Origin of the sequence: Natronococcus amylolyticus DSM 10524, assembly GCF_000337675.1 — an archaeon.
Classification (GTDB): domain Archaea; phylum Halobacteriota; class Halobacteria; order Halobacteriales; family Natrialbaceae; genus Natronococcus; species Natronococcus amylolyticus.
Genome location: NZ_AOIB01000014.1, coordinates 1 through 24621, shown reverse-complemented (window position 1 = coordinate 24621; position 24621 = coordinate 1). Strand labels below are relative to the sequence as shown.

Sequence of the window (24621 nt, the reverse complement as noted above, 5' to 3'; positions counted from 1 at the left end):
GTCAGAGCACGAGGTAGACCCCGGTCGGGACGAGGACGATCCCCAGGACCAGCTCGAGCCGGGCCGGATCGACCCGGTGGGCGACCAGCCAGCCGGCAACGGCACCGGCGACGATCGGCACGGCGAGCAGTCCCGCGAGCGCGACCGAGACGGCGTCCTGCAGGTAGTAGCCGCCCACGGCGAAGCCGGAGATGAAGATCGCCTGGAGCTGTGCGACTCCCAGGGCCACGAGCATCGGGACGCCCAGCAGGACGAGCGCCGGCACCGCGAGGACGGGACCGCCGACGCCGACCAGTCCGGCGACGGCACCTAACGCGAGCCCGAGCCCCGCGAAGACGAGCCGTCCGCCCCTCGATTCCGGGTCGACGGCGGCCAGCGACGGCAGCCCTCGGAGTCGGCGGTACGCCAGTAAGATCCCGGTACAGACGATGAGGATCCCCAGCAGGATCCCGAACAGTCGTCGCGAGACGAACGCGTTCAGGACGGTCCCGGCCAGCGCACCCAGCACGCTCGAGCCCGCGAGCACCGTCGCCAGCGCACGTCCCTCCCGTCCGAGCAGTTCGCCCGAACGCGCGTAGCCGACGACGCCGATCACGCCGACGAGGACGAACAGCACGTGGGCGGTGCCCGCGATCTCCGCCGAGGACAGCGGCGTCAGCAGGTAGAGCGCGATCGTCACGAAGATCCCGCCCGCGCCGACCGTCGTGCAGCCGATCCCCGACAGCAGAGCGACGAGGAGCAACGCGAGGAGGACCTCGAGCGGAACTGGAACCATGGTGCGGTGTTACGGGCTCGCGCGGTAAATCGGTCGGCGAAGCGACGACAGCGCCGACGACAGTCGTCGCGACCGCCAACATCGTTTAACAGGACGCCTCTCGTGGCACGCAGTGCCATGAACGACAGCGACGACGGCGCGAGACTCACGCGGCGAGCACTGCTTGGGGCCGGCGCCGGGACGGTGGCGCTCTCGACTGTCGGCACCGTACAGGCCGACGGGGAGAGCGCACGCGGACTGCTCTCCGGGCGGTGTCCCGACGCGACGCTCCGACCGAGTATGGGCCACTGCGTGGGTGCGAGCATGGAGGGATGTGCCGACGACCACCCCGTTACGCTCGAGCTTCGAGAGGCGGTCTCGGAGACGCTCGAGGACCGGTACCCCGACGCAGGGGCCCTGCTCGAGGCCGGCTTTAAACCCTACTTCGACACGCTCGACGGCGACGACGACGGCTGGTCCCACTGGCTGCACCCGGAGTATATCGGCGACGACGCCGTCCTCGACCCGGAGCGCCCGGAGTCGGTGCTGGTCGACAACGACTCCTGGCGCTCGATCGGCGTCATGTTCATCGCGACCCGCGACGGCGAGGCGATCTCTCCGCCGCCAGCGGTGTACGAGGTCGACGACGACGACGGCTGGGACGGTCCACCTGAAGACGACGGTGATCACCACGACGACTCCGATGGGGACGGACACGGCGATCACGACCACGGAGACGGTCATCCGCACGGCGACGACGATCACTACCCGCACGACGACCACGATCACCACCCCGACGGCGATCCGGACCGTTGCTCGCCGTGGCACTACCACGCCGGAGCCCCCGGACGACTCGCCTGGTGGTACTACCGAACGGTATACGAGGGGTCCTACCGCGAGGGCGAGCTGGCGCCCCCCTGCCGAACGCCCTGCATGATGCACGTCTGGACGGTCGACCACCCTGAGGGCGTCTACGCCCACGGCGGGCCGCCGCCGGAGTACCGCGAGCGCGAGCCGGCCGACGACCCGGGGTTCGACACCGACTCCGAGCCCGGCGAGGACGAGCTCGGCTGGGACGTACTCCCCGACGAGGAGGTCCCGGATCGGCTCCCCGAGTCGTTCTCGCTGGCCGACGGGCTCGGGCTGTAGCCGCCCCGCTCGCTACGCCGAGCGCCACCGATCGAGCGCCTCGAGTACCCGTTCGACCGCTTCCGTAGCCGACAGCTCGTCGGTGTCGACCTCGAGATCGGCCGCGGGCTCGTCGAACTCCCGGAAGACGACGTGGACCCCCTGCTCGTCGATCGCGTCCTCGCGACGGCGGTTTCGCTCGAGACAGGTCTCGAGGCTCGCGGTCACGAGGACGAACCGAACGTCGCCGAGGGTTCGAAACCGCTCTTGCCACTCGCGGCGGTAGAAGGTGCCGTCGACGAGCCAGGTGACGTCGTCGGGGCCGTCGGCGACCCGCTCGAAGAGGCGCTCGTAGGTCCGCCTCGAGAAGTCGTCGGAGTGTACCAGTCGAACCGGCTCGCCGCGGGCCTCGAGGCGGTCGGCGACGCGGGTCGCGACGGTCGTCTTGCCCGCACCGGGTGACCCGCAGATGACGACGATCACGGGCTCGGAGAGGTGCCGAGCACCCTTCCGCGTTCGGATCGTCGAGACGGATCAGGCGACGCGCGTCACGGCCATGTCGAAACTGGCGATCGACAAACCGTTTCAGTCCCAGTCGATCTCCTCGTTGCGGTTCGACTCCCGGAGGATGAACGGGCCGATCGCCAGCGTCCGCTTGGCCATCGTTCCGAGCCGCAGGACGAACGAGACGAGCAGCAGGAACGGCACGATCGAGACCGTCGCTGCCGCCACGACGACCCAGACGACGGTGTCGATTCCGAGGGCAGTACCCGACACCGCGTCGGCGTCGAAGAAGGCGATCATCGACATCGCCACGATCAGCGAGGGTACCGAGACGTACATGATCCCCCGCGAGAGGTTGATCAACTCCCACTGGAAGTACAGCGTCTTGAAGTGCTCGCGGGCGAGCCCGAACAGCTTCAGCGACTCGAGCAGCTGGTCGTGTGCGTCACGGGCTTCGTCGGTAAAGGAGTCGGCATGGACGTTGCGCAACCGACGAGCGCGGAAGATCTTCCAGGAGTAGTTGTAGTCGAGCGCCGACTTGATGACCTCGTAGGTGCCGAACTGGGCGTCGTCCAGCTCGTCGTGGACCGTCTCCGCGTGGCTGTTGATGTTGTCGACGAAGTCGTTGACTCGGTCCTCGAACTCCTCGTCGCGACTGTCGTCGACGGCCTCGCGGAACTCGACCGCCCGATCCAGCGAGGCGTCGATGATCGCCTGCAGGAACGACGCGGGATCCGGCGGGCTGATCGGCGCGTCGATCACGTCCTCGACGTCCTCGTGGAACTTGAGCGAGCCCTCGAGGCGTCCGCGCTGGTCGTCGACGGCGCCGAGTTCCTGGGAGAGGACCAGCTGATTGATCGTCAGGACGAGCGTGACGCCGGTGATCAGCGAGGTGACGAGCGCCTGAAAGAGGAAGTGGACCGGTTCCTTCTCGCCCATCAGTGCCCGCAAGGAGACCGGGCTCACCTGACTGATCACGAGCAGCCCGACGAACGCGAACGCAGCGAGCAGGGCCGTGACGAGCCACCGGTTGCCGTTCAGCAGTAGCCATAGCTTCCATTTCGGGTTCGAACTCCGTTCAACCATCGTATTGGCGGGCTGCGAACTGTCGTCGCTCATCGCTTCGAACGGTGGTACGGGTATCGGTCAAAAATACGTGCGGCCGGCAGCGAGCAGGTGTGGTCTCAGTCCGACTGCGAGGCAGACGAGCCGGGTTCGGAGTCCTCGCCGTACGTCACCTCGAACGGTCCCTCGGAGGGGTCCTTCTGGGGGACCATCGGTCCCGTCGACGCCGTCCGGCGGGTGATCGTCGCCGTTCGGAGGATGAACGTCGTGAGGAGTGCAAGCGGCAGGACGACGACCGAAATGAGTCCGGCGACGACGTACGGCAGGTAGACGAGGCTGATCGACGGGCCCGCGAAGTCCGCGTAGATGAACCCAAGCAGCATCGCCGAGAAGATCGAGGGGACGCCGCAGTAGATCGTCAGCTGCGAGAACCGCGTGAGCTCTCGCTGCAGGTAGGTCGTCTTGAAGTGCTCGCGAGCGATGTCGAACAGCATCAACGACTCGACCAGGTCGTCTATCGCGTCGTGGGCCGCCTCGGGAAGCTCGTCGTGGTGGCGATTACAGAGGTGTCTGGCGACGTAGAGGTGCCAGGACTCGTCGTAGCTGATCGTCGCGGCGACGGTGTTGAACGTCCCGAATGACGTTTTCCCGAGCGTCTCGTCCATCAGCTCGGTGCTCTCTCTGACGTCGGTCGCGTACTGCGTCACCTGGGTCCTGACGTCGTCGTCCTCGATGTCGGCGACGGCGTCCTCGAGGTCACCAGCGCTGTCGTGCATCGCATTGACGAGCAGTCGGATGAGTCGCGTGGGTGCGGCCGGACTCGCCGGCACGGACGTAACCCTGGCGACGTCCTCGCGAAACGACATCACGCCCTCGAGCTTGTCCTTCGACTCGCTAGCCGAGGTGAACTCCCGGGAGAGGATGAGCTGGTTGATCGAGACGACGAGCGTGACCAGCGAGAACGTGCCCGCGATCATACCGCCGGCCGCCCGCGTGATGGAGTCGTCGTTGACAACGCTGATGATGCCGATATCCTGAAGCACGAGAAACGTGAGAAACACCGCTGCAGAGATTCCGATCGCGAGGAACAGCCGATCCCCCTCGACGAGAAACCAGTCACGGACGCGCGCCCACGAACTCGTCCATCTCCCGACTTCCGCCCCGTAGGACTGAAGAGACTCCTCGGACTGCGACGAACTCATAACTACAGGTTCAGTGCGCCCGGCAATAAGGAACTCCGTTGCACACGACAACCCGATGTCACGGGCTCACACGACCGCATGCGGTCGGTCGCCCCGTCAGACGGATCCATCAGGCTAGACTGAAATACGCTCGTCCCGTTCGTTCGGGCATGATCAGTTACGACGGGGGTCCCCGAACGTGGTGCTGCCGACGATGACCGGGAATCGATCGACGCGACGGCGCGTGCTCGGCGCCGTCGGTGCGGGCGCCGTGACCGCCCTCGCGGGATGCGGTGACATTACGGGGAGCGACGCGCCGGACTACGAGTCCGGCGAAATCGGCGATATCGACGGTGAGGACCGATCGGCGGAGGAGATGACCGCCGCCGAATCGCTCGCCGAAATCCAGCCCAACGAGGGCGTGACGACGCTCGAGTCGCTCTCACTCGAGGACCACGAGTTCGTCCTCGAGGACGACTACCGGGGGGCAACCGTGCAGGGAACCGTCGAGAACACCGGCGACGACCGGATCCAGCTGGTCGAGATCCGCGTGCGGGTGTACAACGACGAGGGTGAACAGGTCGGTCGGTACCTCGACGTCGGGGGCGACCTCGACCCCGGCGCCAGCTGGTCGTTTACCGCCATCATCCTCGAACCGCTGGCGGACATCGACGAGTACGAGGTCGCCGCGATCGGTACCCCGGCGTAGATCCTTCCCGGCCGTCTCTGGATGGACTACCGGACGAACGGCTACTCGTGAGCCTCCGTCAGTACCTCCCGAACCCGATCGTTCTGGTACTCGAGTTCCTCGCGCACGACGTCGGGATACTCCATAGAGACGGGCTCGAGAGCCGGCTGTTCGTCCGGATCCGGGAGACCGACCAGGACCGTTCCGACCATGCCCTCCGGCTCGTGGACCGTACACGCGTAGTTGTAAACACCCTCGCCGTCGAAGATCCGGTCGAACGGGTTCGACGTCGTGACCTCGCTCGCCCACGGCTCGCTGTCCTCGGGAATCCGTCGCTGATCACGGTGAGTCTCCGGGTGATAGCTCGTCGTATCGTGGACGCCGCTTTCGGCGATCCACTCGACGGTGCCGCCGTCGACGACGTGGGCGATGGGCGGATCGAGACGGGGCTCGCCGCCCTCGTCCGCCAGTTCGACCTCCACGTGGGCCTCGGGGTCGCCTATCAGGGGATCGTCTACCCCAAGCTCATCGTCGATACAACCGGCGATCCCGATCGCGGAGAGCGCGCCGACGGCCGTCAACAGCTGCCGCCGACTCGACTGCAGTCCGCTCATTACCGCCTCGTCGGGCTCGAAACGATAAAGGACATCGGATTACCGCCTTACGGCTGCCCGGACTGACCGCCTGCCCCAAATAAATCCGCACCTACCAGGTAGAAAAATAGCTGCAGAGTGAGTGCTTTTAGTGGTGCGTTTCGTTGCTCAGCGTACGTTGCTGGGGTTTAGCTTCGATCCGGACGACCCTGACTACGTCCTGGACCTCAAGGACGAGTACAGCGCGACGGTTAACGTCTTCCTGCACTTCACCGTCCTCGGCGTGATCGCGCTGGTGTCGGGTCGTCCGTTCCTGTTTCCGAGTCTGGGTCCGTCAGCGTACCTGATTGCGACCGGCGAGCAGCCGCGCGCGGAAGGGCCGTATCACGTCATCGGCGGCCACGCGATCGCGGTCGCCGGCGGCATGATCGCCTACGCGCTGTTCGGCAACGAGGTCAGTGCGTACGTAGTGTTCGCCCGTCCCGATCCCGCCTTCAGCATGGAGGTCGTCTACCTCTGGGCCAGCGGAACGGTCGCGATGATCCTGACGACGACGGCGATGCTGGTGACGAAGACGAATCACGCCGCGGCGTGTGCGACGACGCTGATCGTCGCGCTGGGGCTGATGGGGGGCCTCGAGGACGGCGTCATCATCGTGGTGGCCGTCGCCATCCTGTGGTACTTCCACGACAAAGTCATCTCCCCGCTGGCCCACCGATACGGCTTCGTCCCCCGAGACGCCCGGGCGGAGTGAGATCCGTCGGGATCCGTCCGCGAGTGCCTCGAGGACGGGTCGAGCAAGGCCCACGTTGAAATGCGGCCGTGTCCTCCGTTCTGTCATGAGCAGCCGTCGCAACTGTAGAGAGCGCGTTCGTCGCCGGAGGACATCGCGATGACCGAACGGGGCCGACCGAGTCGACGCACCGTGCTCGCGTCGCTTGGAACCGGGGTCACGCTATCCCTCGCCGGCTGTGCCGACGCCGTCGACGAGATCGAGGACGTCGACGTCGGCGGCGTCGACCTCGTGGACGGCGTTGGGTTAGGGGGTACCGATCCGGAGTACCAGAGCGGAACGGTCGACGCCGACGGCGAGGAACGAACCGACGAGGAGCAGGCGATCGCCGAACAGTTCGCCGACCAGGAAATCGACGAGGACGTCGCGCCGCGGGACAACCTCGTCATCGCGGACCACGAGTTCGTCCTCGAGGACGACTACCGGGGACCGACCGTGCAGGGGACCGTCGAGAACAATCGGGACAACCGCCTCGAGACCGTCGAGGTTCGGGTCCGCGTGTACGACGACGCCGGAGCGCGGCTCGGCCACTACCTCGATAGCACCGTCGACCTCGACGACGGCTCGGAGTGGGAGTTCGAGGTTATTTTGCTGGAGTCACCCGAGGACATCGCCGAGTACGATATCGCGGTGCTGGGGACGCCCTCGTAGCTCGAGGGCGAGTTACAACAGCCGGTCGGAAACGTCCTCGTAGACCGTCTCCGCCGATCCGGAGAGCGCGTAGCTCGGCCGTCCCTTCCCCGTCGGCGACCGTTCCCCGGTCCCGACCTCCTCGACGATCCCCTCGTCCTCGAGTCGGTACAGCGATCGCATGACGTCGGCCTCCGTGACCGTGCCGACGACCTCGGACTCAAGGTCCTCGAGCCGCTCCCGGCAGCTCCGACGGACCTCGTGGGTCTGTGCGGGCGTTTCGTCGTTTCGATGGGCGTCGGCGACGGCGAGCAGTACCAGCTGTTCGGTCAGCGAGAGCGAGTCGATCGCTTCTGATGCCACCATACGCGGCCGTATGAACTGATAGATGGTAGCAGTTACCCTTGCTCTACGATCGTGAAAACACGGCTTCCGTACCGGGACTCCGCTCGAAGCCCGTCGATTAGGCGTTCTCTTCTTCCTGTAGCTCCTCGAGTTCGGCGTCGATCTCGGTGTCGTCGACGTCGGTCTCGAGATCCTCGAGTTCCTCCTCGTCGACCGACTCGGGTTCGGGCTCGGGTTCGGCGTCCGTTTCGGCGCTGCCACCGACCTCCGATCTGAGCGTCTCGAGTTCGGCCTCGACGCCGCTGTCGGTCGAGAGCTCCTCGAGTTCGCGGTCGATCGAGTCCTTGTCGGACATGACGTCCTCGAACGCACCCGACTCCTGCAGTTCGTCGAGCGCGGCGGCGCGGGCCTCCATGTCCTCGGTCTGTTCCTCGGCGCGCTCGATGGCGCGGCCGACGTCCTCGAACTCGTCTCCGGTAGCGGTCATCGCCTCCGAGACCGTCGAGCTCGCCTTGGCGGCCTCGTGACGGGCCTTCATCGTCTCCTTTTTCGTGCGGAACTCCTCGATGCGGTTCTGGAGCTCGTCTTTCTGGTCGATCAGACTGTCCTGCTGGCTCTGGAGCTTCGAGATCTGGCGCTCCAGATCCTCGATCTGGTTCATCTTCGTCTTCTTCTTCTCGAGGGCGCGCCGGGCCAGATCCTCCCGGTCCTGCTGAACTGCGGTCCGGGCCTGGTCGTTGTGTTTCTCGACGTTCTCCTCGAGGCGCTTTTTCTGCATCTCGAGGCGCTTTTTCTGCGTCGTCAGATCCGCGATCCCGCGTTTGACCTGCTGGAGCTGATCGCGCATCTGCTCGTAGGAGTAGTCGAGCGTCTCGGTCGGGTCCTCGGCCCGGTTGAGCACCGAGTTGATCTTCGAGCGGATGACGTAGGAGGTCCGAGAGAGGATGCCCATACGCCTACGTATGGTTCCCCGCCCTTAAAAACATCACATCGGCGACAGTCGTCGGGAGATCGACGCCGTGTGAGGTTTCTCGCCGACGATTTCTCGAGGCGCTCGACCCGATCGAACTCCGCCGTTCGGGCGGGCGGGAGAGTCGACTGCAGTACCTACTATACGGTCCGAACACGACCGACGACTATGACCGACGTACTCGTTCCCGGCGCTCGAGACGTCCGGGGAACGCTCGAGGAGCCCGACAGCGAACCGGAAGCCGTCGTCGTCGCCTGCCCGCCCCATCCCCAACACGGCGGCTCCCGCAGCGACGGACGACTGGTGGCGGTGAGCGAGGCGCTCTGCGAGGCGGGCGTCGCCTGTCTGCGCTTCGACTACGGCCCGTGGGACGACGGCGACGGCGAGCGCGAGGACGTCCGCAACGCGATCCGGTGGGCCGACGACCGGTACGATCGGGTCGGGGTCTTCGGCTACAGCTTCGGCGCGTCCCAGGCGCTGCTGGCGGCCGGGGACGTCGACCGACCGCTCCTCGGGATCGCCTCGCTGGCGCCCACCGCGTCGCTGGGAACGGGCGACGACGGGAGCGAGGACGACCTCGACGCTGTCGCCGCGCTGTCGACCCTCGAGGCGCCGACCCTGATCCTCTACGGCGAACGCGACACTACCGTCGACTGGGAGCCCGTCGTCGACCGAGCCCGCGAGCGCGGCGACGAGACCGTGGCGCTGCCGGCCGATCACTTCTTCCTCGGGACGCGCGAGGAGATCGCACGGAGCGTCGGCGAGTTCTTCGGCCGCCTGCTCGCCGAACCCTGAACCGGTCTCGGCACGGGAGAAACCACCGACTACGGCCGAGTAATCGCCGTCTGCGTCGACGGCGTTCGCCGGCTCGGCCCCCGTGCGGGCGAAAACCCGCTCAGGCGTTCGCGCCCCACGTTACGCTATCACATCCCTCGAGAAGCGAGTCTTCCTCGAGCGCTTAACAATAGTTCCGGGACTGTTCCGATCGCCTGGTGTATCAATGAACCTGAAGACACTTCGGGACCGTGGCCCGGTCGGACTCGACGCCCGTCGAGCGGACGGGGTCGTCCCGAGGAGGGAACGGTGGGGTGGTGTGTCGTGAGCGAATCGTTCGATCGACCGAGGGACGCGTTCGAGTCAGATGCTGCGGCGTCGGCTGCCCGCGAGGGAGGGTGTACCGTCGCGATCCACCAGCCGAACTACCTGCCCTGGCTCGGCTACTTCGAGAAAATCCGGCGGAGCGACGTCTTCGTCCTCCTCGACGACGCCGAGTACACGTCGGGGTCCTGGATCAACCGGAACAGGATCAAGACGCCACACGACTGGACGTGGCTCACCGTCCCGGTCCGAGGGACGAGCGGGGCGATCGCGGACGTCGAGATCGTCGACGACGGCTGGCGCGAGACCCACCGAAAGAGTCTACAGGCGAGCTATGGCGGCGCGGCCCACTACGAGGAGTTCGCGGCCTTCTTCGCGGCGACCTACGCGCGCTCCTGGGAGTCGCTGTGTGAGCTGAACGTCCACCTCGTTCGACAGCTCGCCGACCGACTCGGGCTCGACTGTGAGTTCGTCCGCGCGTCGACCCTCGAGGTCGACGCCGCCGGGAGCGAGCGAATCGTCCGGCTCTGCGAGGAACTCGGCGCCGATCGGTACTACTCGGGGGAGGGTGCCCGATCCTACAACGACCACGCGCGGTTCGAGGACGCAGGGATCGCCCTCGAGTACCAGTCGTTCGATCCGCCCCGGTACGAGCAGCGCTTCGGGGAGTTCCTGTCGAACCTCTCGATCGTCGACCCGCTCATGAACCTCGGAGCCGTGGGAACGCGAGAGCTGCTGGAGGAGGCAAGCGGCGATGCGTAACGCCAACCTCGAGGGGTGGGCCGAGGACTTCAGCTACGACTACTACCGGACGCTACTGGAGACGCTGCGGGCGACCTTCGAACTCCGGACGCTCTCGGAGTACCGACCCGATCGCCCGGCGGGCGCCCGGGTCGCGTTCGTCCGCCACGACGTCGACGTCTGCCTCAGACGGGCCGTCGAGATGGCCGAACTCGAGTACGAACTCGGCGTCCGATCGACGTACATGGTCCTTCCCAATACCCCGCTGTACGATCTCGAGGAGGAGCGAGACCTGCTCCACCTCATCCACGAGTTCGGTCACGAGATCGCCCTGCACTGCGATCTCTCCGATGTCGAGTCCGACGAGCCCGTCGACCGGGACGGACTGACGCCGAGCGAGCGCCGACGGGTCGACGCGGCAAAAAGACACCTGGAAGCAGTGGGAATCGACTCGGTCGCCTCTGTCTCCTTTCACCGTCCGTCCGAACGAGTGCTCGAGGGGCCGCGGACGATCGCCGGGATGGTGAACGCCTACAATCCGGATCTGCTCTCGGCGTACGTCTCCGACTCGAGCGGCCGGTGGCGCGAGGGCGACCCCCTCGAGTCGATCCTCGAGAGTGCTGACGCCGACCGACTGCAGGTGCTGACCCACCCGGTCTGGTGGGGGGCCGAGCACGAGCCGCCCCTCGAGCGATTCGCCGCGGTCGCCGACCGGTTCGACGCGAGCGACCCGCGAACGTACGAGGAGCTCGTCTCGATCTATCCGCCCTACGGGGAGCGGATCGACGCGGATCGGGTCCTCGTCTGACGCGATCGGAAGGGGGCCCGTCTCAGTCCCGGCCGTGTCGAGTGACGCACTTCGGGAGCCCGATCAGCTCGACGGGCTCCGAATTATCCGGCGAGTAGACGACCATCTGCCCTTTCTCCATGTATGGGACCTTCGACTCGAGATTGGCGGGGATGTTGACGCTCTTGATGGCGTCCTCGTCACCGAGGTTGAGCACGACGGTCGTGTTGATCTGCTTGAAGACGGCGTCGTCGATGTCCTGGGGGTCCTGGGTGATCAGGAAGAGGCCGAGCCGTTCCTTGCGGCCCTGTTTGGCGGCCTCGGTGAACTTCGTGATTACCTTCCGGGCCTGGACGCTGTCGGCGTCGGTGAGGAAGTTGTGGGCCTCGTCCATCCCGAGAACGAGGGGCGTCTCCTTGATTCGGTCGTAGGTCGGGTCGTTCGAGAGTTTCTCGTCGATCAGCAGCGAGGAGAGCGCGAGGACGACGGCCTCCGTCGCGCGGGTGTTCGAGACGTGGTAGGTCGGGACGACGGTGAGGCCGCCGGGGCGGACGAACTCGTGGATCAGCTCCGTGATCGGGCGGGCGTCCTGGTCGAAGACGTCCTCGAAGCCGAACACCCGGCGGCGAACGGCGTCGTAGGTCGCCTCGTGGACCCGACCCGACTCGTCGAGTTCCTCGCGCAGGGCGGGATCGTCGAGGAACGATTTGAACCCCGCGTAGGAGCCGTCGTTCCCGGCCTCCGTGAAAAAGCGATCGAGGAGGTAAGTCAGCGCGCCGTACTGGTTGTCGTTGAGCGAGCCGCCCGAGACGAGCCACGGACGACTTCGACACATCGAGAAGGGGATCGTGAACTCGACGCACTCGGCGCGGTGGTGGCCCGCGGAGTAGCTGGCGTCGCCGACCTTCGGCACGAACGCCGTGGTGTCCGAGACGCCGCCGTGGGCGACGCCCTCGCGCTCGAGCCGACGGGCGAACTCGTCGTCGAGATCGGGGTTGTCGTCGTGCATCTGGGCGTACTCGTCCTGAGGGTCGAACTGGACGACAGCGGGGCCGACGGTGCGGCCGTCCTCCATCGGGTACCGGCGCTCGTCGGCGAGGTACTGCCGGAGGACGTTCTTTGCGGCGTGGGTTTTTCCCGAGCCAGTCCCGCCCGCGACCAGCGTGTGTCGGAAGACGAGCGGATCGCCCGCCTCGTAGTCGTCCTTCAGCCGGTAGTCGATCGTCGGCGGGGTGGCTGCGGTCCGCACCTTCTCGCCGCCGACCGAGAGATGACCCAGGAAGACGCCGTCCTCGGGCATCTTCAGCCCGGTCTTGATCTCGGTCGTGTCGTTTGCCTGCCGGACGACCGTCTGGGGCTTGGGGACGCGGTCGGTCATCCGCCGTTTGAGTTCGCCGTCGTCGTCGTAGAGGACGGCGACGGGCTCGAGCGAGGCGACGAACTTGTAGTCGGCCTCGTCGACGTCGTCCTGACGCATCGCGCGGCGGGCGTGGATCTCCGTCGCGTCGTCGGCGTGGTACTGCTGGGCGTACTCGAGGCCGGTGATCCGACAGAACAGCGTCTCGCCGTCGGGGTAGGGCGCGACTAGGTAGCTGCCGATCCGGACCGACGAGCGGTTGCCGCTGGTGACGTACGCCCGCAGCGAGGTGTCGTCCTCGTCCTCGGCGATGCGAAGTCCCTGGGAGACACAGATTGTTCCGATGCCGACGTCCTCGCCCCGCGGTTCGACGTTCGCGGGTTCGAACCCGCTCGAGTCAGTCGCCGACGCAGACGTCGACACACTCGAGTCGGCCGTCGAATCGGCGTCCGCGTCGGTATCGAACTCGTTGAAATCACCCAGATCCGTCATATCACGCCCATGAGGGGCCGTCTACAAACGCGTTTCCCTCCGGTCGCGAACGGGTTCGAAAAGTCGGACGCCGGGAGTCGTTCAGTTTGTCGACGGCGTCGATCGGTTCGGACCCCGAACCATCCCGGATCGGGGATCGAACTCGACGGCGCCGACGTCTGTCATCGCCGGGAGGTGGACGTGGTAGAGCGCGAGGCGGGCCTCGGTGCCCTCCGAGAGCGAGTCGATGTCTCGCTCAACCAGTTCGGCGGCGAGCGTCTCGACCGAGACTGCCCGATCCAGCTCCGCGAGCATCGCGTACAGCTGGGTCCGGACAGGATGGACGAGCGTCTCGAGCGTTCGTCCGTCAACCCGGTCGCCGCCTTCGAGCAGCTCCGAGAGGTCGGCGATCGGGAACGATCGCTCGACGGTCCGACAGGCGGTCTCGCCGTCCCACTCGATGATTCCGTGGTCGGCCAGCCGCGGCAGGTGGTTGTGGACGAGCTCGATCCGGATCTCGTCTCGCTCGACCGGCTCCCGGGCTACGATGGTGTCGACGAGCTCCTCGAGGGTGTGTGGCCCGTTCTCGAGGGCTGCCAGCAGGTGAATCCGTTTCGGATGCCGGAGTGCGTCGTACCACTCCCGCGAGACGGCTGCCAATCCCCCTTGTGCCCCGTCGCCACTAGTCTGTGCGTCCGAGCTCATTATACAAAGGCAGTACTGCTACGGGAATAAACCCGGTCCCGAAACAGTTTGGGTTAGTATTATTATACTTTTGCGATAATCACGCGAAATCCCGCCGCTGGCCGTCGACAGACGGCGACCCCACCGACTGAGGCAGCACCGAAACGCCATCGATCGGACCCGCCTGGGTTTCGAGCGTGAAGCGACTCGAGTACGGGTATTTTTTGCATCTTGGGGCCGTACCTGAACGCATGTTCATCGTACGCGGTCGAGCGGGCGGAACCGAACTCACCGGAACGGTGTACGAGCGGGGCGAACGGCCCCCATCGTTCCGGGGTGCACCCGACGAGGACGCCGCGTACGTCTGGATCTGCGACGAGTTCTACGAGGTCGACAGCGGCGGCAGCGTCCAGGTCGTCGACGGCCGGGAGGTCAACCTCGCCTTCGAGTCGCCGATGCCCCGCGGGTTCGACACCCGCGAACAGGCCCTCGAGGCCGCGAAAGAACACGTCCGCACCCAGTTCGCCCGGATCGGCGTCGACCCGGAGTCGGTCGAGCTCGAGGTCGAACGGGACCCTTGATAGCCCTGATCACGTCGAACCTGGGTTCGTCGGATCGTCACGGAGGAGTTCGAACGGAACGTCCGGCCTCGAGTGCGTAGCCTCGGCTATCCACTCCTGGGTAGGGCTGAGAAGGCCAGCGGCTTTCGCGGGACGTACGACGATACCAGTTACCCGTCTCTACTATCACTCGAGGGAGCTCCCGAGGGCTCGAGGAGCCGACCGGTTCGAAACGGCTTGCTGCCGGTGACACCTGAAGGGGTTATCCCGTTCGACCACCGAGGACCGATATGCAGTGGTGCGACCAGCCGACGGGACTGCCCGAAAATGAGCGTTTGGGCACTGAAGCCCGAGTCCGGTGGGGTGCAACGTGACCGACGACTCCCTCCCGGCCGAACACCTCCCGCCGCTCGCCGCGCTCGTCGACGAGGTCCTCGCGGAGGTCGGCTACGAGGTGGCGGCCGCCACCGACGCCGTCGACGACGCCATCCCCGGCTACGGCGGGCTGTTCGATCCCGCGACCAGCCGGGACGAGTTGCGTTCCGCACTCGAGGACCTGCTGGCGTCGGGGCTCAGCCCGCCACCCACTCCCGATCCCACGGATGACGCCTTCGTCCTCTACGTCGACGGCAGCTCCCGCGGCAACCCTGGTCCCGCGGGTGCGGGTGCCGTCATCTTAGATACCTCGGGGGACCAACTCGCCCGTCTCGGCCGACCCGTCGGCTCCCGGGCCGGGAACAACACCGCCGAGTACGTCGCCCTCCAGCTCGGACTGTCCGAGCTGTTGACCCGTTACGAACCGCACAGGCTCGAGGTGCGCATCGACTCGATGACGGTCATCCGGGACGTCTGGGGCGGCGAGGACCCGACCGAGCCGGGCGTCGGGACGTACAGCGAGGCCGTCGCGGACGCGCTCTCGAGCGTCCCGAACCACCGCTACACGCACCTGGCCGACAGCGATCCGAACCCCGCCGACGCGCTGGCGACGGTGGGTGCCGATATCGCGGCGTTCGGACCGGGGTAATGAAGTTACGTCGCTCGAAATCCAAACCGCGCTCCTGTTGCAATTTCCACGACTTACCCATCGGCCCGGAAGCTCGAGCGGTCGTCTTCTCCGAGCCGAACGTACAGACGCCGAACGCTCTCTCGAGAATCTACCGGAGGAACGCGGTGATCGCTTCGGTGAACGCCGTTCTTCGCTCTTCGAACGCTCCGTGTCCGGTATCCTCGAGGATTCGGGTGGTGGCGTTCGGAATCGTCCCTCCCATCGATCGAAGGTCGTCGGCATCGAAGAGGACGTCCAGTTCACCACCGAGAACCAGGGTTTCAGGTTCGATCGACGAGAGGACTGCGGTCGAGTCGTGATCGAGACAAGCCTGCGCCGACGCGATGAAATCGTTCGGGTACGGCGGTTGCCTCACGACCCCGGGAAGCTGTAGCAGCGTGCCGTAGGCAGCACGCGCTCCGGTCGACGAATACGTGGCTTCGACGGATCCGAGGTAGACCTCGCTCCATCGCCCCTCGAGCGCGCTGTCGAGCCACTTCGAAACGTGCTCGGCTCCCGACTCGCTCAGGTGTGGCCCCGCAAGGGACACGACGAGTTTCTGTACGTTGGCGGGGTGATCGCTACCGAGGTACTGGGCGATGAGCCCGCCCATCGACATGCCGAGGACGGCCGCCTGACCGATCTCCTCCAGTACCGCCGCGTAGTTCGCAGCGAGTTTACGGGTCGTCGTATCGTCCGGAAGTTCGCGTGGGCGACTGACGATGTAGACGTCGTAGTCGTCGGCGAACGCCCGCATGTAGTATCGCTTCAGCAGCAGTCGAGTAAATCGAGACGTCTCGTCACCCTGCAGCGAATCACTCAACCCGGGAATGATAACCAACGGTTGGTCGCCGTTTCCGAAGCGGACGGTTGGATGGCCGGCGATACGGCCCTCGAATTCAGCCATACTGGTTGTCGTAGTAGATTGGAGTTATAGCTTCTAGAAGACGCTCAGTAGTCCTCGAGCCAGCGGTGCTCGTCGTAGCTGCGGTCCTGACTCGTCTCGAAACGGCTCTCGAGGGTCTCGCGCAGCGAGCGCTTCTCGGGGGCGCTGATCCGGGCGAGCTCGTCGGCCTTGCCGACGATCGTGGGCGGCCCGTGGGCGACGGCGACGTCCTGGAGCAGCTGGATCGCGAGCCGTTCGCGGGTCTCTCGGTCGCGGGTAACGGCGTAGGGTGCCTCGATCCGGTACAGCAGGTCGTCACGTGGATCGTAGACGACGAAGAAGGTGACCTCGTACGCCTCCGGCGGCAGTTCGCGGTCGATCCCGAGCGCGTCGCCGTCGACCGAGAGCGGGCGGTCGACCCCGGCCCGGGAGCGAAACCAGTTCGTGTACGTCAGCGCCGAGGTGTCCCGCTCCCAGCGCTCGCCGTCGACGTCGTCGACGTACTCGCCGCGCTCGAGCAGCCGGGTGAACATCGCGGCGTCGTTCGTCCAGGGCGCGCTGGCGTCGGTCGTCTCCCGGACTGCCCGGGTGATCGCCTTCGTCGCCGGGTTCTTGACGAACCCGACGAGGGGGACGTCGCGCTCGACGAACCGCTCGACGAGCCGGACGTAGTTCTCGAGCACCGTGGTCGGCCGGGGATCCTCGAGCAGGAAGTCGGCGAGGTCGGGGTGTTGGTCGGCCCAGCGAAGCAGCCCGCGCGGGTAGAGCGGCCCGTCGAGGACGAGCAGGTCCGACACCGCGTCGGCGTGCTCGTGGGCGTGTTCACTCTCGGCGAGATACAGCGCCAGCGCGTGGACGACGCCCTCGGCGAACCGATCCAGACGGCCGATTCGGATCACCCGCCGCCTGCTCGTCTCCTCGTCGAAGCGGTCCCAGTCCTCGTTGTCGACGCTTGCAGTCGCGTCGCTCGAGTGAACCGTCATCACTGCGGTTCGCGAGCGGTGGAGTTCGAGGTCGCTGGGCGTCGCGCTCATCGCCGCCTGGGCGACGTCGATGACGAGGCCGTTTTTGAACGTCGTCGGGTTGATCGTTCCCGCGTCGAGGCCGTGCTCGGTCGGGAACGGTCGCTCGGTCAGCGCCACGTCCTCGCAGTCGACCAGCCGCCGGGACTGTTCGGCAATCGGCTCGAGGACGATCCGGCCGTTCTGACGGAGCGGATCGAGGAACTCCTCCCAGACGGTCTCGGCGAAGGCCCGCCGATCCCGCTCGTCGGCGCCGTGGTCGATCCGTCCCGCGAGCTCGGCGATGCCGTCGAAGTGGACCGGATCGAGGGTCATGGCAGTGACCTTTCGCCCCGCTTTCAAATATCTCGCGGTCGGCGCCGCGACGTTGGCCGACAGCGACAGCTAGTTACGGGAGGCCGCGCAGCCCTCGGGTATGGACGCTGCGCTGATCATCCTCGACGGCTGGGGGCTCGGCGACGACACGGGACGGGACGCGGTGAAAACGGCCGACACGCCGGCGTTCGATCGGCTCTCGGAGGTGGGCGCCAGCGGTCGCCTCGAGGTCGCCGGCCGACGGGTCGGCCTGCCGGACGGGCAGATGGGAAACAGCGAGGTCGGCCACCTCAACATCGGCGCCGGGCGGGTCGTCTACCAGGAGTACACTCGAGTGTCGGATTCGATCGCCGACGGCTCCTTCCGCGAGAACGCCGCGATCGAGTCCGCCTTCGAGCAGGCTCGCGAGAACGACGGTCGAGTCCACTTCGTCGGCCTCGTCAGCGACGGCGGGGTTCACTCGGACCAGGAACACCTCCACGCACTGATCGAGCTGGCCGGCGACCGCGAGGTCGAGGCCGTCACCCACGCGATCACCGACGGCCGCGATACGTCGCCGACCGGGGGCCGGGAGTACCTCGCGACCCTCGAGGACGTCGTCGACGAGCACGGCACCGGGGACGTTGCCACCGTCTCGGGTCGGTACTACGCGATGGACCGCGACCAGAACTGGGAGCGAACCAAACGAGCCTACGACGCCATCGTCGAGCACAGAGCAAAGTACGAGACCGACTCGGCGCTCGAGGCGGTCGAAGAATCGTACGACCGGGGCGAGACCGACGAGTTCGTCGATCCGACGGTGATAGCGGACCAGCCCGCTCTCGAGGACGGCGACTCGGTCGTCTGGTTCAACTTCCGGTCCGATCGCGCGCGCCAGCTCACCCGGATGCTCGCGGACATCCGGTCCGAGGACTGGACCGACGAGATCGAGACCTACCCGCCGGACGTCGAGGTCGTCATGCTCACCCAGTACGACGAGACGTTCGACCTTCCCGTCGCCTACCCGCCGAACCAGCCCGAGAACGTACTGGGGGAGGTGCTGGCCGATCACGGGAAGACCCAGCTCCGGATCGCCGAATCCGAAAAGTACGCCCACGTCACCTACTTTCTGAACGGCGGCCGCGAGGTCGAGTTCGACGGCGAAGTTCGAAAGATCGTCGAGAGCCCGGACGTTCCGACCTACGACCGCCAGCCACAGATGAGCGCACCCGAGGTGACGGAGACGGCGATCGACGGCACTGAGACCGACGATCCGAACGTACTCGTGCTCAACTACGCCAACCCTGACATGGTCGGACACACCGGTAACTACGAGGCCGCGATCGAGGCCGTCGAGGCCGTCGACACCCAGCTCGGACGACTCGTCGACGCGCTCGAGGCGGCCGGCTCGCACGTCCTCATCACGGCCGACCACGGCAACGCCGACGACATGGGCACCGAGGAGGAGCCCCACACCGCCCACACGTACAACGAGGTGCCGTTCGTCTACCTTTCCCCCGACGGAACCGGCGGGGGACGGTCGGTTCGGGAGGGCGGCACCCTCGCCGACATCTCCCCGACGATCCTCGAGCTGATCGGGCTCGACCAGCCCCCGGAGATGACCGGCGAGCCGCTGCTCGAGTAGTCCTTTTACCCCTCGAGCCGTTCACGTCCGTCGGTTTCCCGAACATAATCGACTGGTGACTTTATTAGCTACGGGACAGAGGTCACAGCCATGAGCGACGAGCAGGACGACCGACGGTTCGCAACGAACAGCGTCCACGCCGGCCACGACCCCGATCCGACGACGGGCGCGCGGGCGCCGCCGATCTACCAGACGACCTCCTACGAGTTCGAGGACACCGACCACGCGGCCGCCCTCTTCGGCCTCGAGGAGTTCGGCAACATCTACTCGCGGATTATGAACCCGACGAACGCGATGCTCGAGGAGCGCATCGCGACCCTCGAGGGTGGCGTCGGCGCACTCGCCACCTCGTCGGGGATGGCCGCGTTCGACCTCGCGACGTTCATTCTCGCCGACGTCGGCGACAACATCGTCTCCTCGTCGTCGCTGTACGGCGGCACCTACACCTACCTCACCCACACCGTCGCCAAGCGTGGGATCGAGACGACGTTCGTCGACACGCTGGACTACGACGCCTACGCCGAGGCGATCGACGACGACACCGCGTTCGTCCACCTCGAGACGATCGGCAACCCGGCGCTGGTCACCCCGGATATCGAGCGGGTAGCCGATGTCGCCCACGACCACGGGGTCCCGCTCTTTGTCGACAACACGTTCGCGACGCCCTATCTGTGCCGGCCGATCGAACACGGCGCCGACCTCGTCTGGAACTCGACGACGAAGTGGCTCCACGGCGCGGGCTCGACCGTCGGCGGCGTGCTCGTCGACGGTGGCACGTTCCCCTGGGACGAGGGCGACTACCCCGAACTCACCGAACCCAACCCGGCCTACCATGGCATCAATTTCCACGAAACGTTCGGCGAGCAGGCGTTCGCCATCGCCGCCCGCACCCGCGGCCTGCGGGATCTGGGCAACCAGCAGTCGCCGTTCGACGCCTGGGTCACGCTGCAGAAACTCGAGTCCCTCCCGCTGCGAATGGAGAAACACTGCGAGAACGCGATGGCCGTCGCGGAGTACCTCGAGGGCCACCCCGAGGTCGACTGGGTCACCTATCCCGGCCTCGAGAGCCACGAGACCCACGAGCACGCCAGCGAGTATCTCGACGGCGGCTACGGCGGCATGATCACGTTCGGCCTCGAGGGCGGGTACGACGCCGCCGAGACCGTCTGTAACGAGGTCGACCTGACGAGCCTGCTGGCGAACGTCGGCGACGCGAAGACGCTGATCATCCACCCCGCGAGCACGACCCACCAGCAGCTCTCCGCGGAGGAGAAACTCGCCAGCGGCGTCACCGACGACCTCGTCCGGCTCTCGGTCGGCATCGAGGACCCCGAAGACGTGATCGCCGATCTCGACCGGGCGATCGAGTCGATCTGAGTTCCACTCGTGCCTTCGCCGGGGCGATCGAACGACGCAATACTTATCCTCCCTCCTGAACAACCGTTCGGTCAGTAGGAGCCGACCGACGGCGGTATCGGTCGGGATCAGCGCGGAGAACCGATGTCGATCGTACTCGATCCACAGAAACGTACTCACGTGATTGGAATCCTGGAACGAACTGTCGGCGGGACCGACCTCACTTCGAAGCGTCCCCTGCGAGGGAACCCACAGCGGGGACGGCCATGAGACGGACGATCGCGCGGCGACGAGCGGCGATCGAGGACGCGCTCCGGACGCATCTGCCCGAGGCGGGTGCGTTCGATCGCTCCCCCGAGGAACTGCTTGAGCTCGGCCGGCCGCGGACCCGCGGCCAGGTGTTCCTGGCGATGGCCGACGGGCTCGGCGACGAGCGTCCGCTCGAGGAACTGGTGCCGATCGCCGCGTCGCTGGAGCTCGTCTCGCTGCAGGTGCGTCTCCACCGCAGCGCCGCCGAGTACGGCCGACGGACCGGACACAAGCCGACGGACGACGTTCTGCTCGGGGATCTCCTCGAGTCGAAGGCGTTCGCGCTGACGGCGAGGTTCGACGCCGAGCCGGCGCTTGTCGAACGCTGTCTCGAGACACTGGCCGAGGCGACGCGAGCCGTCCAGGAGGGGGAAGCGTCGCTCGCGTCCGAGCCGCAGTCGTCGGTTCTCGAGACCGACGCGGTTCGCCGGATCGGTTCGCTGACTGGCTGTGCGGTCGAACTCGCGGCGCTTCTCGCCGACGTCGAACCGCGACGGGAGCTGGCACGGCACGGCAACACGCTCGGCTACTGCGCCCGCTCTCGCCGGCCCGGAAACGGTGTTTCGACCGATCGACGGCACTGTCCCACGGACCGGTCGCGGTGGCTCGAGCCGATCGTCGAGTGCTGTCCGCCGGATTCGAAAGCGGCGGTTCGGACGCAGCTATCGGCGGTTCTCGAGGCTAGCATCGATCGGGAGCCGGCCGATCCGATCGCGTAGCTCCCGTTGTCCGGGCGATTTCTGCGCTCGCCATCGAGCACGACCGACGCCGCCTGCCAATCCTGACTGAACGGTCAGTTTATATGCGTGCGGCGCGAAGGACGAACGTTTCATGAGCAACTCGAAGGCGAGTCTCTCGGACGACCTCAGGCGAGCACACGACGAGTCGAAGTTCCACGTCTGGAACGGTATCGGTGCGGCGATCGCCTCGCTGTTCGTGCCGCTGCTCGGTGCGCTTGCGGCCTACAGCGGGTACAATCTGGTTCAGATCATGGAGCGACGGTGGGTCGGCGTCATGATCGGCGTCCTCGGCGCCGTCAACTTCCTCATGTGGGTGGTCTGGCTGCTGTTCGTGTTCTAAGGGGCGGCTCCGAGCGCTCCGCCGAATACGGCACGGTCCGCCTTACTCGGACTCGAGCAGCCAGCGGTCGATGCGGTCGTGGAGGGTCTCCTTGTTCCGCTCGATGAGCGCTCGGTCCTCCAGGGTGACGCCCCGTTCCATGATGCCGTAGATCGTCGAGAAGAGGAGTTCGGCCTCCCGTTCGGGGTCGACGTCGGCGAACCGACCCTCGTCGACGCCTCGACGGACCGTCTCGGTCAGCGCCTCGAGGATGATCTCGTCGGAGCGCTCGATCTGTTCGTGGTAGGACTGGTTGTGCGGGGCCTGCGACCGAATCTCGAAGAACGCCCGCCGGAATCGGAGCGACTCGTCGTCCATCTCCGCGGGCAGCAGTCGGTCGATCAGAGCCAGTAGCTGTTCGTGCGGGTCGTCGTAGGGGTCCTCGACGAGCGTCGCCTCGAGCCGCTCACAGAGGTGAGTGAAGAAGTCGTTGAGGATCTCCTCCTTGCTCTCGTAGTGGTAGTACAGCAGGGACTTGCTCTTCTCGAACTCGGCGGCGATCTCGGACATCGTCGTCGCGGGGTAGCCGTTGTGTGACAGCGCCCGGTACACCGCGTCCATGATCGCCGCGGTCGTCTCGTCGAGATCCTCGCCGAGCGTCGTCGACCGTTCCTCGCCGGAGGTTCCGCCCATAGCGAACGATCGTCTATAGCCCATAAATACTTCAGGATCTCTCGTCGCGGCTTCGGAGCGTTGCGGCGGTTCAGCGCCGTCTCGCCGGTATCAGATCGCCGTGACTCTCAGGAGAGAGACGACAATTGTTAACACCGGTGTAGCGCAAACTCCAGTCTATGTCGGACGCTGCCGCGGTGCTCACCCGGCTGCGGTCGGCCTCGTCGCTTACCGTGGTCTGTCACGACGATCCGGATCCGGACTCGCTGGCGTCGGCGATCGCCCTCGAGTCGCTCGCTCGAGCCCGCGGCGTCGACACCGTCGACATCCTGTACGGTGGGACGATCGTCCACCAGCAGAACCGCGCGTTCGTCGAACTGTTCGACGTCACGCCACAGCGCTACAGCGACGCGAAACTCGAGGCGAACGACATCGTCGCGTTCGTCGACCACTCCGTTCCCGGCGACCACAACTCGGTCCCACCGGAGGAGACGGTCGACATCGTGATCGATCACCATCCCACCGACGGGCCGATCCCGGCCGACGTCGTCGACGTCCGCGAGTCCTACGGGGCGACGGCGACGATCCTCGCGGAGTACTTTCGGGAGTCGGCGACCGAGCCCACGCCGCGGATCGCCTCCGCGCTTCTCTTTGGGATCCACCGGGAACGGCTCGACTTCTATCGCCAGCCGACCGACCGGGAGTACGCGGTCGCCGACTACCTCCACGAGCGGTCGGATCCGAGCCGGCTCCGCGAGCTGTACGGCGTGTCCTTTCTCCCCGACAGCGTCGACGCGTTCGGTGACGTAATCCACAACCGGGTTCGGTGGGGTTCCTGTCTGGCCTCCTGTATCGGCCGCCTGGAGAACAGGGTCGCCCTGGCCCAGGGGGCCGACTTCCTCCTGAACATCGACGGCGTCGACACCGTTCTCGTCTGCGGAATCATCCGCGAGGAAATCCACCTGAGCGGACGGACGAACAGACCGGATCTCGATCTCGGCGAAACACTCATCGAACTGTTCGACGACCGAGGGAACGTCGGCGGCCACGACGACATGGCAGGGGGGCAGCTTCCGCTCACCCCCGTCGCGGGAACGGCCGAAGATGAGGCGGTGCTCGTCGACCAAGTTCGAGACCGGATCGGCCGCGAGTTTCTCGAGGCGGTCTCGAGCGCGTAATCGGGAGCTACGATCGCCGGCCTCGGCCGAAACCACTGCTTACAGCCGCTCCGGGTGCGGTCCTGGATCACCTCTCCGAACCCTGTCACCAGCCCCCGGGGTTAAGGTATCGGGCGTTCACTGCTCGGATATGGCAACGGGGCTCCTCAATGCAGAGATCGCGGACCAGATCGAAACGACCTGCAGAACGGCGATCGGCGACAGTCTCCGCTCGGTCACCTACTTTACGCGGGACGACTACGAGCAGCTGTACCTCCGGGAGGATCTCGAGCGCGACGCCGACCTCTCGACGTTCATCGGTCACGAGTGGCGCGGATTCAAGACGGCCCAGACGGCCTACCAGCAGTCCGAGCTCGGTGATTACAACTACACGATCCGCGTGTTCGACAACGGCTTTTTGATCCGGGTCACGAGCGACAGGGAGGGCGTGTTCGTCACCACCGACGGGCTCACGATCAAGGACTTCGAGGAGGTCGCGACCGCGGTCGAGACGGTTCTCAGCGATCGCGCGATCCAGTAGGGTCAGGTTCGGACTCGTCGGCCCGCGTCGGATCCGTGGGCTCGTCGCCGACGGATCGGTCGAGACCGATCGGCAGACCCAGGCCGTCGCGCTCGTCGAGACCGAGCAGTCGAGCGAACCGTCGTCGATCCGCGGCGTGTCTATCGAGACTCATGCCGAGCTACGACGGGCGAGTCGAGGATAGTAATGTGGACCGTTTTCCGGGAAACGCCGGACTTCGTCGCGAAACGGGTCGATGAACCCGCGAGAAACGCAACATCCTTTCGACCTGTCTCTTATACACATC

Annotated in this window: 28 protein-coding genes; 15 read left to right on the top strand and 13 right to left on the bottom strand. The window is 66.2% G+C overall.

Going from position 1 to position 24621, the window contains the following annotated elements; all coding sequences use genetic code 11:
* Position 1: 1 nt before the first annotated feature.
* A complete protein-coding gene (locus C491_RS04840) occupies positions 2-775 on the bottom strand; it encodes a sulfite exporter TauE/SafE family protein (RefSeq protein WP_005554222.1) in 774 nt (257 codons plus the stop codon).
* A gap of 117 nt (positions 776-892) precedes the next feature.
* On the opposite strand from C491_RS04840, the gene C491_RS04835 reads away from it, so the two are divergent.
* The gene (locus tag C491_RS04835) at positions 893-1903 is read left to right on the top strand and encodes a hypothetical protein (RefSeq protein ID WP_005554221.1); all 1011 of its coding nucleotides are present in this window, start codon (positions 893-895) and stop codon (positions 1901-1903) included.
* A 12-nt stretch (positions 1904-1915) separates the two neighbouring features.
* On the opposite strand, the gene C491_RS04830 is transcribed toward C491_RS04835, so the two are convergent.
* The 3 genes from C491_RS04830 to C491_RS04820 all read right to left on the bottom strand — a co-directional run bounded on the left by C491_RS04830 (position 1916) and on the right by C491_RS04820 (position 4653).
* Positions 1916-2404, bottom strand: coding sequence for an ATP-binding protein (locus tag C491_RS04830; RefSeq protein ID WP_083909286.1), 489 nt, complete (start codon positions 2402-2404; stop codon positions 1916-1918).
* A 63-nt stretch (positions 2405-2467) separates the two neighbouring features.
* A complete protein-coding gene (locus tag C491_RS04825; protein ID WP_005554218.1) occupies positions 2468-3505 on the bottom strand; it encodes a hypothetical protein in 1038 nt (345 codons plus the stop codon).
* Positions 3506-3570: 65 nt separating this feature from the next.
* Complete coding sequence (locus C491_RS04820; protein ID WP_005554216.1) at positions 3571-4653, bottom strand: hypothetical protein; 1083 nt, start codon at positions 4651-4653, stop codon at positions 3571-3573.
* 193 nt (positions 4654-4846) lie between these two features.
* Between C491_RS04820 and C491_RS04815 the strand changes: the two genes are divergently transcribed.
* Positions 4847-5341, top strand: a complete 495-nt coding sequence (locus C491_RS04815) for an FxLYD domain-containing protein (RefSeq protein ID WP_049891506.1) — start codon at positions 4847-4849, stop codon at positions 5339-5341.
* A gap of 41 nt (positions 5342-5382) precedes the next feature.
* On the opposite strand, the gene C491_RS04810 is transcribed toward C491_RS04815, so the two are convergent.
* Complete coding sequence (locus C491_RS04810) at positions 5383-5934, bottom strand: cupredoxin domain-containing protein (RefSeq protein ID WP_005554212.1); 552 nt, start codon at positions 5932-5934, stop codon at positions 5383-5385.
* A gap of 157 nt (positions 5935-6091) precedes the next feature.
* On the opposite strand from C491_RS04810, the gene C491_RS04805 reads away from it, so the two are divergent.
* Positions 6092-6667 (top strand): HPP family protein, encoded by a 576-nt coding sequence (locus tag C491_RS04805; RefSeq protein WP_005554211.1) that lies wholly within the window; start codon positions 6092-6094, stop codon positions 6665-6667.
* A 138-nt stretch (positions 6668-6805) separates the two neighbouring features.
* On the top strand, positions 6806-7357 hold the full coding sequence (locus tag C491_RS04800) for an FxLYD domain-containing protein (RefSeq protein WP_005554209.1): 552 nt from the start codon (positions 6806-6808) through the stop codon (positions 7355-7357).
* A gap of 12 nt (positions 7358-7369) precedes the next feature.
* Here C491_RS04800 and C491_RS04795 read toward each other — a convergent pair whose 3' ends face one another.
* The gene (locus C491_RS04795; RefSeq protein ID WP_005554207.1) at positions 7370-7702 is read right to left on the bottom strand and encodes a Cdc6/Cdc18 family protein; all 333 of its coding nucleotides are present in this window, start codon (positions 7700-7702) and stop codon (positions 7370-7372) included.
* 97 nt (positions 7703-7799) lie between these two features.
* Positions 7800-8633: a PspA/IM30 family protein gene (locus C491_RS04790; RefSeq protein ID WP_005554206.1), complete on the bottom strand. Its 834-nt coding sequence runs from the start codon at positions 8631-8633 to the stop codon at positions 7800-7802.
* Between the two features lie 186 nt (positions 8634-8819).
* On the opposite strand from C491_RS04790, the gene C491_RS04785 reads away from it, so the two are divergent.
* The 3 genes from C491_RS04785 (at position 8820) to C491_RS04775 (ending at position 11298) form a co-directional block, all read left to right on the top strand.
* Entirely contained in the window at positions 8820-9446 is a 627-nt protein-coding gene (locus tag C491_RS04785) for an alpha/beta hydrolase (RefSeq protein WP_049891471.1), read from the top strand.
* A gap of 303 nt (positions 9447-9749) precedes the next feature.
* Positions 9750-10511: a WbqC family protein gene (locus tag C491_RS04780; protein WP_005554203.1), complete on the top strand. Its 762-nt coding sequence runs from the start codon at positions 9750-9752 to the stop codon at positions 10509-10511.
* Positions 10504-11298: a polysaccharide deacetylase family protein gene (locus C491_RS04775; RefSeq protein ID WP_005554202.1), complete on the top strand. Its 795-nt coding sequence runs from the start codon at positions 10504-10506 to the stop codon at positions 11296-11298. Before C491_RS04780 ends, C491_RS04775 begins: the two co-directional genes overlap by 8 nt.
* A gap of 22 nt (positions 11299-11320) precedes the next feature.
* On the opposite strand, the gene C491_RS04770 is transcribed toward C491_RS04775, so the two are convergent.
* Entirely contained in the window at positions 11321-13126 is a 1806-nt protein-coding gene (locus C491_RS04770; RefSeq protein ID WP_005554201.1) for an ATP-binding protein, read from the bottom strand.
* A gap of 81 nt (positions 13127-13207) precedes the next feature.
* Entirely contained in the window at positions 13208-13810 is a 603-nt protein-coding gene (locus C491_RS04765; protein ID WP_049891470.1) for a DUF7344 domain-containing protein, read from the bottom strand.
* Positions 13811-14040: 230 nt separating this feature from the next.
* Between C491_RS04765 and C491_RS04760 the strand changes: the two genes are divergently transcribed.
* Together C491_RS04760 and C491_RS04755 are read left to right on the top strand one after the other, a co-directional pair.
* Positions 14041-14370, top strand: coding sequence for a DUF7113 family protein (locus C491_RS04760; protein ID WP_005554198.1), 330 nt, complete (start codon positions 14041-14043; stop codon positions 14368-14370).
* 349 nt (positions 14371-14719) lie between these two features.
* Positions 14720-15373, top strand: coding sequence for a ribonuclease HI family protein (locus tag C491_RS04755; RefSeq protein WP_005554196.1), 654 nt, complete (start codon positions 14720-14722; stop codon positions 15371-15373).
* Between the two features lie 130 nt (positions 15374-15503).
* Here the strand turns inward: C491_RS04755 and C491_RS04750 are convergent, their stop codons facing one another.
* Together C491_RS04750 and C491_RS04745 are read right to left on the bottom strand one after the other, a co-directional pair.
* Positions 15504-16301, bottom strand: a complete 798-nt coding sequence (locus C491_RS04750) for an alpha/beta fold hydrolase (protein WP_005554194.1) — start codon at positions 16299-16301, stop codon at positions 15504-15506.
* A gap of 44 nt (positions 16302-16345) precedes the next feature.
* Positions 16346-17617 carry a DNA double-strand break repair nuclease NurA gene (locus tag C491_RS04745; protein ID WP_005554193.1) on the bottom strand — a complete coding sequence of 424 codons (1272 nt, stop codon included), beginning with the start codon at positions 17615-17617 and terminating at the stop codon, positions 16346-16348.
* 100 nt (positions 17618-17717) lie between these two features.
* Between C491_RS04745 and gpmI the strand changes: the two genes are divergently transcribed.
* The 4 genes from gpmI to C491_RS04725 all read left to right on the top strand — a co-directional run bounded on the left by gpmI (position 17718) and on the right by C491_RS04725 (position 21986).
* Positions 17718-19241, top strand: coding sequence for a 2,3-bisphosphoglycerate-independent phosphoglycerate mutase (gene gpmI / locus C491_RS04740; RefSeq protein ID WP_005554190.1), 1524 nt, complete (start codon positions 17718-17720; stop codon positions 19239-19241).
* Positions 19242-19331: 90 nt separating this feature from the next.
* Positions 19332-20618 carry an O-acetylhomoserine aminocarboxypropyltransferase/cysteine synthase family protein gene (locus C491_RS04735; protein WP_005554188.1) on the top strand — a complete coding sequence of 429 codons (1287 nt, stop codon included), beginning with the start codon at positions 19332-19334 and terminating at the stop codon, positions 20616-20618.
* Positions 20619-20863: 245 nt separating this feature from the next.
* The gene (locus tag C491_RS04730) at positions 20864-21625 is read left to right on the top strand and encodes a polyprenyl synthetase family protein (RefSeq protein WP_005554186.1); all 762 of its coding nucleotides are present in this window, start codon (positions 20864-20866) and stop codon (positions 21623-21625) included.
* 112 nt (positions 21626-21737) lie between these two features.
* Positions 21738-21986 carry a hypothetical protein gene (locus tag C491_RS04725; protein ID WP_005554185.1) on the top strand — a complete coding sequence of 83 codons (249 nt, stop codon included), beginning with the start codon at positions 21738-21740 and terminating at the stop codon, positions 21984-21986.
* Positions 21987-22028: 42 nt separating this feature from the next.
* On the opposite strand, the gene C491_RS04720 is transcribed toward C491_RS04725, so the two are convergent.
* Positions 22029-22658, bottom strand: a complete 630-nt coding sequence (locus C491_RS04720) for a TetR/AcrR family transcriptional regulator (RefSeq protein ID WP_005554183.1) — start codon at positions 22656-22658, stop codon at positions 22029-22031.
* A gap of 158 nt (positions 22659-22816) precedes the next feature.
* Here C491_RS04720 and C491_RS04715 point away from each other — a divergent pair, with 158 nt between their 5' ends.
* A complete protein-coding gene (locus tag C491_RS04715) occupies positions 22817-23815 on the top strand; it encodes a DHH family phosphoesterase (RefSeq protein ID WP_005554181.1) in 999 nt (332 codons plus the stop codon).
* A 130-nt stretch (positions 23816-23945) separates the two neighbouring features.
* Positions 23946-24335, top strand: coding sequence for a DUF7522 family protein (locus C491_RS04710; RefSeq protein ID WP_005554179.1), 390 nt, complete (start codon positions 23946-23948; stop codon positions 24333-24335).
* Here C491_RS04710 and C491_RS23135 read toward each other — a convergent pair.
* Positions 24313-24489 carry a hypothetical protein gene (locus C491_RS23135; protein WP_005554178.1) on the bottom strand — a complete coding sequence of 59 codons (177 nt, stop codon included), beginning with the start codon at positions 24487-24489 and terminating at the stop codon, positions 24313-24315. The genes C491_RS04710 and C491_RS23135 overlap by 23 nt on opposite strands.
* Positions 24490-24621 lie beyond the last annotated feature (132 nt).

What these genes read in the sequence shown, in the direction of transcription:
- C491_RS04840 (WP_005554222.1), bottom strand. Translation starts at nt 775, where the DNA reads ATGGTTCCAGTTCCGCTCGAGGTCCTCCTCGCGTTGCTCCTCGTCGCT.
- C491_RS04835 (WP_005554221.1), top strand. Translation starts at nt 893, where the DNA reads ATGAACGACAGCGACGACGGCGCGAGACTCACGCGGCGAGCACTGCTT.
- C491_RS04825 (WP_005554218.1), bottom strand. Translation starts at nt 3,505, where the DNA reads ATGAGCGACGACAGTTCGCAGCCCGCCAATACGATGGTTGAACGGAGT.
- C491_RS04820 (WP_005554216.1), bottom strand. Translation starts at nt 4,653, where the DNA reads ATGAGTTCGTCGCAGTCCGAGGAGTCTCTTCAGTCCTACGGGGCGGAA.
- C491_RS04815 (WP_049891506.1), top strand. Translation starts at nt 4,847, where the DNA reads ATGACCGGGAATCGATCGACGCGACGGCGCGTGCTCGGCGCCGTCGGT.
- C491_RS04810 (WP_005554212.1), bottom strand. Translation starts at nt 5,934, where the DNA reads ATGAGCGGACTGCAGTCGAGTCGGCGGCAGCTGTTGACGGCCGTCGGC.
- C491_RS04800 (WP_005554209.1), top strand. Translation starts at nt 6,806, where the DNA reads ATGACCGAACGGGGCCGACCGAGTCGACGCACCGTGCTCGCGTCGCTT.
- C491_RS04795 (WP_005554207.1), bottom strand. Translation starts at nt 7,702, where the DNA reads ATGGTGGCATCAGAAGCGATCGACTCGCTCTCGCTGACCGAACAGCTG.
- C491_RS04790 (WP_005554206.1), bottom strand. Translation starts at nt 8,633, where the DNA reads ATGGGCATCCTCTCTCGGACCTCCTACGTCATCCGCTCGAAGATCAAC.
- C491_RS04785 (WP_049891471.1), top strand. Translation starts at nt 8,820, where the DNA reads ATGACCGACGTACTCGTTCCCGGCGCTCGAGACGTCCGGGGAACGCTC.
- C491_RS04775 (WP_005554202.1), top strand. Translation starts at nt 10,504, where the DNA reads ATGCGTAACGCCAACCTCGAGGGGTGGGCCGAGGACTTCAGCTACGAC.
- C491_RS04770 (WP_005554201.1), bottom strand. Translation starts at nt 13,126, where the DNA reads ATGACGGATCTGGGTGATTTCAACGAGTTCGATACCGACGCGGACGCC.
- C491_RS04765 (WP_049891470.1), bottom strand. Translation starts at nt 13,810, where the DNA reads ATGAGCTCGGACGCACAGACTAGTGGCGACGGGGCACAAGGGGGATTG.
- C491_RS04760 (WP_005554198.1), top strand. Translation starts at nt 14,041, where the DNA reads ATGTTCATCGTACGCGGTCGAGCGGGCGGAACCGAACTCACCGGAACG.
- C491_RS04750 (WP_005554194.1), bottom strand. Translation starts at nt 16,301, where the DNA reads ATGGCTGAATTCGAGGGCCGTATCGCCGGCCATCCAACCGTCCGCTTC.
- C491_RS04745 (WP_005554193.1), bottom strand. Translation starts at nt 17,617, where the DNA reads ATGACCCTCGATCCGGTCCACTTCGACGGCATCGCCGAGCTCGCGGGA.
- gpmI (WP_005554190.1), top strand. Translation starts at nt 17,718, where the DNA reads ATGGACGCTGCGCTGATCATCCTCGACGGCTGGGGGCTCGGCGACGAC.
- C491_RS04735 (WP_005554188.1), top strand. Translation starts at nt 19,332, where the DNA reads ATGAGCGACGAGCAGGACGACCGACGGTTCGCAACGAACAGCGTCCAC.
- C491_RS04730 (WP_005554186.1), top strand. Translation starts at nt 20,864, where the DNA reads ATGAGACGGACGATCGCGCGGCGACGAGCGGCGATCGAGGACGCGCTC.
- C491_RS04725 (WP_005554185.1), top strand. Translation starts at nt 21,738, where the DNA reads ATGAGCAACTCGAAGGCGAGTCTCTCGGACGACCTCAGGCGAGCACAC.
- C491_RS04720 (WP_005554183.1), bottom strand. Translation starts at nt 22,658, where the DNA reads ATGGGCGGAACCTCCGGCGAGGAACGGTCGACGACGCTCGGCGAGGAT.
- C491_RS04715 (WP_005554181.1), top strand. Translation starts at nt 22,817, where the DNA reads ATGTCGGACGCTGCCGCGGTGCTCACCCGGCTGCGGTCGGCCTCGTCG.
- C491_RS04710 (WP_005554179.1), top strand. Translation starts at nt 23,946, where the DNA reads ATGGCAACGGGGCTCCTCAATGCAGAGATCGCGGACCAGATCGAAACG.
- C491_RS23135 (WP_005554178.1), bottom strand. Translation starts at nt 24,489, where the DNA reads ATGAGTCTCGATAGACACGCCGCGGATCGACGACGGTTCGCTCGACTG.